The sequence below is a fragment of the Streptomyces sp. NPDC037290 genome (assembly GCF_055603245.1).
In genome coordinates, this window is sequence record NZ_JBVJVZ010000018.1 from 129,356 (window position 1) to 135,712 (window position 6,357).

Genomic DNA, 6,357 nt, shown 5'->3' on the forward strand with positions numbered 1-6,357 from the left:
GAGAAGGTGGACGCCCACCGGCTTATCCATCGCCCTCTGTGCTCTGAGACCTCGTCGGGGACCAGCGTCAGTCCGAGGTCCATGAGGGGCTTGATGACGTGCGCGGTCAGACGATGTGCCGCCCCCCGTCCACGGTGAGCACGTCGCCGGTGGTGTACGCGGCGTTGGCGAGGTAGTGCACGGCCTCGGCCACGTCGGCGGGCGAACCGACGCGGCGCAGCGGAGTGTTTGCGGTGATCCATTCGCGGGAGTTCTCCCACGCCTTCTCGGCCCCGTCGTACCACGACGTGTCGATGAGGCCGGGAGCGACCGCGTTCACCCGGATGCGCGGGCCGAGCTGGGAGGCGAGCAGCCGCGTCATGTGGTTGAGGGCGGCCTTGCTCACCGCGTAGGGCACCGAACTCCCCAGGGCGCGGGTGGCCGAGACCGACGAGATGTTGACGATTGCCGCGGACTGCGACTGCTCCAGGTGCGGGACCGCGGCCGTGGTCAGCTGCCAGACGCCGAAGACGTTGACGTCGAAGATCTCCCGCCAGGCGGCGGCGTCGGCCGCCTGCAGGTCGTCCAGGGGGATGAAGCGGGTCGTGCCGGCGTTGTTCACCAGGATGTCGAGCCGACCGTATGTCTCGACTGTCTCCGCCACGATCCGGCCCGCGTCTGCCGTGTCGGCCACGTCCCCCTGCACGTACACCGCGTCGGGCAGTTCGGCTGCGAGTTCCTTGCCCGCCGACGCACTTCGAGCGGAGTTGATGACGACCCGGACGCCGTCGGCGGCGAGCCGCCGGGCGACGGCCGCCCCAATGCCGGACGACGAACCCGTGACCAGCGCTACTCGGCTCTCACTCACTTCTTCCCCCTCGTGGTATTGATCGCTGACGTGCTGGAGGCGGAGCATAGTCTATCGCCATATGGAATCCGTATTCCGCATTGCGGAGTTCCCTTGTGGGGGTTCTATGATGCCGGGCGATGCGGCCTGAGGCCGCTCCCCTCCTTGATGACCTCCGGGGCGGAGGTGTGTCAGCGGGTGCGGCGCAGGACGGCCCAGCTACCCCAGCCGGCTTCGGACTCGGTGGCCTGCCAGGTGCCGGGCAGGGCTGCAGCGACGGCAGCGGCGGGCAGGTACAGCGGGCCGTCGCTGCCGAGCTGGTTGATCCACAGCAGTACTCCGTCGTACACCAGGACGCGGGCGGTCTCGGTGGGGAACAACAGCATGTCGATCGCGGCGATGACGGCGACGGAGGAGGCGGGCAGGGGCAGTTTGCTTGCATCGGCCTGGACGCGCACCGGTGAGCGGCCGTTGGCCCGGTGCAGCATGCGCAGCGACAGGTCCACGCTGATCACCTGCGGGAAGCGGCTGCTCAGCAGAGGGGTGAACAGGCCCGTACCGGAGCCGAGTTCGAGGCACGGGCCCGCGGGAAGTGGGCCGCCTCGGGTGAGGGCGTCGCGCAGGGGGTCCTCGCGGCCGGTGGCGCGTGTGGTGTCCCAGTCGGGGGCGAGTTGGTCGAACTGTGCGGCGATGAACTGGGCGGTCTCGGCCGTCCAGGGCCGCCGACCGGCAGCCAGGTCACGGGCGAAGTCCCGGAAGACGTCGGCGGTGCCGGGCGGCGGAGCCGGTTTGCCGTCCGGGCTGGGCAGGACGCGCGGCAAGGTGGCAGTCACAGCACTACTCCAGCATGTCGACGGCGGTTCACGGATCGGCCCGTGGGCAGAACTGGCCCTCCACCCACGGGTGGAGGGCGAGGCTTCAGTGGTGGTGTCCGCCGTGCGTGTTCCCTGATGGGTGCCCATGGTCCAGGTGGCCGGTGTGATCGTGGCCGGTGCCGGGTGAACCGCCCATCATGCGGAGCATGGACATTCCGCCGGTGCGCCAGAAGCGCACCAGGAGCGCCAGGGCCAGGAGGAGGAAGGCGATGTTGAGCCAGGTGGTGTAGTTCCAGCTCACGCCCTCCATCGGGATCTTCGCATCGGCCCGGTCGGGGATCAGGCCAAGCCCCCCGAAGGCGAATTCGACGATGTACCCGGCCATGACCATCGCGAGATAGAAGGTGGCGAGCAGGAAGGTGGCCGTCTTGGCGCCGTAGTACTTCCGGTAGATGTTGAGGATCGGCAGGATCAGCAGGTCGGCGAAGATAAAGGCCACCACGCCGCCGAAGCTGATGCCGCCCTTCCACAGCACCACCGCCAGCGGCACGTTGCCGATGGAGCACACGAATGAGGCGATCGCTACGAGCGGGCCGACGATCGGGCCCCACAGCTTGGAGGCGAGAGGGCGACCGTCGAAGAAGAAGGTGCGCCAGAAGGAGTCGGGAACCCAGGCGGCGATGGCGCCGGCGATGAGCAGACCACCGATCAGGTCGCGCAGGATCGCCGCCCACTCCATGACGAAGACGTGCGAGGTCGAGGTGAAACCCTCGCGGGAGATCAGGCGCCGGGCGAAGGAGCCCTCACGGTGAACGGACATGTCCATCGCGGCGTGGCCCTCCATCGAGCCGGCCAGCCCGCGTTCGGCCTGCTCGCGGGCGGTGCGCAGGAGTTTGTCACTCAGGAAGACGCGGAACAGGAACGCCAGCAGAGCGATCATGATCGGACCGCCGACGAATTCGGCGGCGGTGAACTGCCAGCCCATCAGCAGGGCCAGGATCACGCCGAGTTCGACGACCAGGTTGGTGGAGGCGATCTCGAAGGCCATCGCGGCCGTGAAATTGGCGCCCTTGCGGAACAGGGAGCGGGCCAGCGCGACCGCCGCGTACGAGCAGGATGAAGATGCCGCGCCCAGGCCGGCGGCGACGGCGAGGGTGCGCGGCCGGTCATCGCCCAACAGCGAGACCACGGTGGACCTGCGGACCAGAGCCTGGACGACAGCGGACAGGGCGAAGCCCAGAATCAGGGCCCAGGTGATCTCCCAGGTCATCGACCCGGCAATCGACAGTGCGTGCAGTACGGCGTGCATCTGCGAAGCCTCCTCCGTACAGTCGGGCCTGCCGCCCGAAGGACACGCTGTCTTTGGGCGCGCGTCCGTCGGGCCGGGGTGCGGGGCGCCGCCGTGTTGGCGGCGCCCCGTCGGGTTCAGCCGACGCGCAAGGTCAGGGCTGCGGTGTGGAGCTTGCCGCCGGTCTGGAACTGCAGGAACAGTCGCCAGTTGCCGGAGGTGGGCAGCTCGGCGTGGAAGGACAGGTCCGGGCCGCCGTGGTCGCCGGTCACCTTGGTGGTCGGGTGGAGGTGGGCGAACGCGGCGTCGCCTTCGTGGAAGGCGGTCAGGTGGGCGTAGGTGTCCAGATAGGGCTCAAGACCGGTGACCGGCTGTCCGGCCTTGGCGATCGAGACGGTCAGCGGGTGTGCCATACCCGCCATGAGTTCGCCCTTGACGGTGATGGTGTACCCGTCGACCTGCGTGGTGGTGGCCGGTGCGGGCAGCGGCGTCTTCGCGACGTCGCCAGGCACTGTGACGGTGCGCGAGAGCACGAAGTCCTTGCCCTTGCCCTTGCCGGTGTTCGGGGTGAAGGAGGAGAACATGCGCCAGGAACCCGGTGTGAGGGAGGACAGCTCCGCACTCCAGGTACCGCCGGCGGCCATGGTCGGGTGGACGTGCTGGAATCCGGTCAGGTCGGAGCGGATCGCGTAGAAGTGCATCCGCTTGGTCTGGTCAGCAGCGAAGTCCGTGACCGGCTTGCCGTCCGGGCCGGTGAGCGTGAACCGATACACGGCCTTTGTGCCGGACGGCAGTGTGGTGTCCTGCGAGGTGAGGCGGTAGCCGTCCCGGCTGTCGGACAGGCCGTTGCCGGAAGCCATGTGATCCATGCCGGGCATGTCGCCCATCGCAGGCGACGCGCTGGACGCGGACGATGCGGAGGACTTGCTGCCATGGTCCATGCCTGGCATGGACGAGGAGTCGCTGGAGGAGCCGCAAGCGGCCAGGGCCAATGCGAGAGCCGCTGCGGCACCGGTCACGGTGATCGCGCGGCGGCGCGCAACGAGACGGGAAGAGGAGATCATCGAAGGAGGGATCTTTCCGGGTGGGCGCACCACACGGTGGCGCGCGGAGAGGGCAGGGCACGCTGCCGGTTCCGGCCGGTGGCCGGGACGCGGCGCGTGCCTGTCACGTCCGCGCGATGCACGCCTGGAGCAGATGATCTCTTCCGCCGGTCGGAGGACCGCGCAGCCCGCTCCCGCCCAGTGCCCGCAGCCGGGCGGGCGTCCATGCGGCCGGAACCGTGACGGCGGCCACGGCGAGGAGGCTGGGCGCCGAAAGGGGGAGCCGCTCTTGTGCCGGGGTCGCCACGCACAGCGCCCCGCGCATCCCGTCGGCCGCGGGGGCCTGAAGGGCCGGGCCTGGCTGATGCCTGGGGGGCGCGTGAGCCGTGGTCATCGTGGCGGCACTGTGGCCGGCGGGCATCGCCGAGGGCGCGGGCATGGAGTCGTGGCAGCCCTCGGCGGCACTCGCCGGGGAGCCGTGCATGAGGAACAGGCCGAACAGCACCGCGCACACGGCCAGCAGCCGGGGGATGCCCCGCCTGCCTGCATGTCCGCTGCCCACGTTCCGTGCCCTCTCTTCCTCGCCGTTCGGCTCCCGCCGCCTGCGATCGCCCACTCCACTATACCGGGGCGGGGTATCAACCGCCTGGCGGGGTGATCCCAGCTCCCAGCCAGAGGGGCGATGGGACCATCGAGGTCCCTCCCGCAGGGGCTCTGCAGTCGCCAGTCGTGATCGCACCTTGATTCCGCTCATTCATCGGTCGGCTGGCGCGCGTGGGCGGTGTGGCGCCAGGGGCCATGCCTCCGAATGGACGGTGAGTCGCCCGCCGCGGCGACGCGTTGGGGAGGTTCCGTTCTCCTCGTCCTATTCCCCTCCGGGCCATCGAACCCCGACAACTCCGGGGAAAATGAGGGGCGTTGCAGAAGGCTTGGGTGGCGGGCCAGTCTGGGTGATGGCTGACCTGCTGTTTCACCCTGCCATGGCGAGGTTGTGCACGGTGGCCACGGCCTGGACGGCGTGATGGAGGCCGTGCCCCTCTTACGGCAGTCGCGGAGGACCTTCCACTTCTTCGTACGGGCGAAGGTGTGCTCGACCCGGGCCCGCACGCGCCGGTGCGCGGCATTGCCTTCCTCCTGACCGCGGAGATGGGAGCGTCCGGCTCGTCTGCGGTGCGGGACAATCAGCCCGGTGCTCAGGGAGGCGCCGTCCGACGTGGTGAGATTCGTGCGGTAGTACTCGGCTACCAGCAGCACCCGCTCGGCCGGCGGAAGACGGCCGGCCACCGCCGGACCCTTCCCGTCCCGCCCCGCACCACTCGCAGCAGCTTCTCAAACCGCCCCATCCGTAACCCGGTGGACGCCTTCACCCACACCGGATGTGCCCTCAATACCCCATCCGTGCCGACAAAATGACCGCCGCCAAGCCTTCCGCAACACCCTTCAGGGCGTATGCCGAAAGCGCCTGGCGAGGATGGCAGAAAGCCCATTTGCGCTCCAGAATGAATGGATGATCACGCTTGAGACACCCCGTTTGATCCTGCGTCGCTGGCGCGAGGAAGACGTTGCGCCCATGGCTGCCGTCAATGCCGACCCCGAGGTCATGCGGTGGATCCGTGACGGCAGCGTCCGTGACGAACGGCAGACTCGCGACGGGATCCAGGCATGGGAGAGCGAGTGGGAGTCTCAGGGTTTCGGCCTGTTCGCCGTGGAGATCCGGTCCACTGGCGAGCTGGCCGGGTTCACCGGCCTTTCGGTACCCCACTTCCTGCCGGAGGTGCTGCCGGCGGTTGAGGTCGGCTGGCGGCTGGGACGCTCCCACTGGGGGCGGGGCTTGGCCACCGAGGCCGCTGCGGCCGCTGTACGGTTCGGGTTCGAAGAGCGAGGGCTGGAGCGGATCGTCAGCATCACTCAAGTGGGCAACGACGCCTCCGAACGGATCATGACCAAACTGGGGATGCATCCCGTCCGTGAGACCGTCAATCCCACCGGCGGCCGGCGAGTACGGGTGTTCGAGTTGTCGTCGGAGCAGTACGGCACAACCACTCGTTGATGGCGGCGACCAGGACGGCCGCCTCGTAACAGACCAAGATCATCCCGCGACCAGGACCTACTTTCGACACGCGCCCCCGGAACTCCAGCTGTAGTCGTGATCCGAGAGAGGCGCGGCGGCGAGGGACGGCCGTTATGCCAGCCACATCCCGTCGCGCATGATGACTCTCCCGCGGAGTTCCGGCTCCCCGCGCCAAGCACGCACAGTCCTCGGTACCACGCGTACATACAGAAAGGAGCCGATGGTGTCCCTCGTCGTGGTGTTGGGGATCAGCGGCTGGGAGTGCGCGGGCGTCTGCCCGGGGCGCACTTCCACGGGTGAGTGCCGCTCCCTGA

Annotated in this window: 6 protein-coding genes and 2 pseudogenes; 1 reads left to right on the plus strand and 7 read right to left on the minus strand. The window is 68.9% G+C overall.

Translation table 11 applies throughout. From position 1 onward, the window contains the following. Positions 1–106 precede the first annotated feature (106 nt). The 6 genes and pseudogenes from ACZ7HQ_RS37110 to ACZ7HQ_RS37135 all read right to left on the minus strand — a co-directional run bounded on the left by ACZ7HQ_RS37110 (position 107) and on the right by ACZ7HQ_RS37135 (position 5,315). Positions 107–847, minus strand: coding sequence for an SDR family NAD(P)-dependent oxidoreductase (locus ACZ7HQ_RS37110; RefSeq protein WP_470999627.1), 741 nt, complete (start codon positions 845–847; stop codon positions 107–109). Between the two features lie 170 nt (positions 848–1,017). Next, complete coding sequence (locus tag ACZ7HQ_RS37115; RefSeq protein WP_470999628.1) at positions 1,018–1,659, minus strand: class I SAM-dependent methyltransferase; 642 nt, start codon at positions 1,657–1,659, stop codon at positions 1,018–1,020. 85 nt (positions 1,660–1,744) lie between these two features. After that, positions 1,745–2,950 carry a permease gene (locus tag ACZ7HQ_RS37120; RefSeq protein ID WP_470999630.1) on the minus strand — a complete coding sequence of 402 codons (1,206 nt, stop codon included), beginning with the start codon at positions 2,948–2,950 and terminating at the stop codon, positions 1,745–1,747. Between the two features lie 116 nt (positions 2,951–3,066). After that, the gene (locus ACZ7HQ_RS37125; RefSeq protein ID WP_470999632.1) at positions 3,067–3,807 is read right to left on the minus strand and encodes a hypothetical protein; all 741 of its coding nucleotides are present in this window, start codon (positions 3,805–3,807) and stop codon (positions 3,067–3,069) included. Positions 3,808–4,096: 289 nt separating this feature from the next. Next, complete coding sequence (locus tag ACZ7HQ_RS37130) at positions 4,097–4,534, minus strand: hypothetical protein (RefSeq protein WP_470999634.1); 438 nt, start codon at positions 4,532–4,534, stop codon at positions 4,097–4,099. Positions 4,535–4,942: 408 nt separating this feature from the next. Next, positions 4,943–5,315, minus strand: a pseudogene (locus ACZ7HQ_RS37135) (transposase family protein). Between the two features lie 164 nt (positions 5,316–5,479). Here ACZ7HQ_RS37135 and ACZ7HQ_RS37140 point away from each other — a divergent pair. Further along, positions 5,480–6,022, plus strand: coding sequence for a GNAT family N-acetyltransferase (locus ACZ7HQ_RS37140; protein WP_470999636.1), 543 nt, complete (start codon positions 5,480–5,482; stop codon positions 6,020–6,022). A 132-nt stretch (positions 6,023–6,154) separates the two neighbouring features. Here ACZ7HQ_RS37140 and ACZ7HQ_RS37145 read toward each other — a convergent pair. After that, positions 6,155–6,259 (minus strand): annotated as a pseudogene (locus tag ACZ7HQ_RS37145) (pyridoxamine 5'-phosphate oxidase family protein); the annotation flags it as partial. Between the last annotated feature and the right edge of the window lie 98 nt (positions 6,260–6,357).